Here is a 1,140-nt window from a genome sequence, read left to right as displayed (position 1 = left end):
GCTAGTGTGCTACGCCGTAAATTAGTTGATTAATTGTAGAATTGGCGGGTGGGGACCAGGGGTAGGCCGGTAGTCGAGTTGGTGTTGACCGACGACGAACGCGAGACGTTGCAGCGGTGGGCCCGTCGATCGAAGTCCTCGCAGGCGTTGGCCCAACGCTGTCGGATCGTGTTGGGCTGCGCGGCAGGGAAATCCAACAAGGAAGTCGCCGCTGACGAAGGTGTGTGGCCGCAAACGGTCGGCAAATGGCGTGGACGGTTCCTGGAGGCGCGACTGGAGGGTCTGGCCGATGAGCCGCGTCCTGGTGCGCCGCGCAAGATCACCGACGAGGCGGTCGAGGAGTTGATCGTGGCCACGTTGGAGCGCCAACCCAAAGGCGCCACACACTGGTCGCGGTCTTCGATGGCGGCTGAGACCGGGTTGTCGAAGTCAACGGTGGGACGGATCTGGAAGTCGTTCGGCCTCAAGCCGCATCAGGTGGACACCTTCAAGATCAGCAACGACCCGCAGTTCGTCGACAAGGTCCGTGACGTCGTGGGGTTGTATCTGGACCCGCCGGAGAAGGCACTAGTGCTCTGCGTCGATGAAAAATCGCAGATCCAGGCCTTGGATCGCAGCGCGCCGGTGCTGCCGATGATGCCCGGCATGCCCGAGCGCCGCACCCATGACTACGTGCGGCACGGAATCACCACCTTGTTCGCCGCCCTGGATGTGGCTACCGGCGAGGTCTACGGCTCGATTCACCGCCGGCACCGCGCGATCGAGTTCAAGAAGTTCTTGACCAAGTTGGACAACACCGTGCCCGCTGACCTGGACGTCCATCTGATCTGCGACAACTACTCGACGCACAAATCGCCGACAGTAACCAAATGGCTTGCCGCCCATCCCCGATTCCACATGCACTTCACCCCGACCTACTCGTCGTGGCTCAACCAGGTCGAGCGGTGGTTCGGGTTACTCACCGACCAGAAACTGCGCCGCGGCGTTCACCGCTCAATTCAGGCCCTCGAGAAGGACATCCGTGAGTGGATCGCAGACTGGAACGACAACCCCCGCCCGTTCAACTGGACCAAGACCGCCGACGAGATCTTCGAACGACTCGCTTCATATCTTCAACGAATTCCCGGCGCAGGACACTAG

General features: G+C 61.3%; 1 protein-coding gene. It reads left to right on the top strand.

The annotated features are described in order from the left end of the window. The first annotated feature begins 48 nt into the window (after nucleotides 1-48). Entirely contained in the window at nucleotides 49-1,140 is a 1,092-nt protein-coding gene (locus AC5Y36_RS25765; RefSeq protein WP_500043811.1) for an IS630 family transposase, read from the top strand.

The organism is Mycobacterium sp. NGS50 (assembly GCF_059812545.1).
The sequence above is the reverse complement of the archived record's forward strand: the minus strand, read 5'-3'. Positions and strand labels throughout refer to the sequence as shown.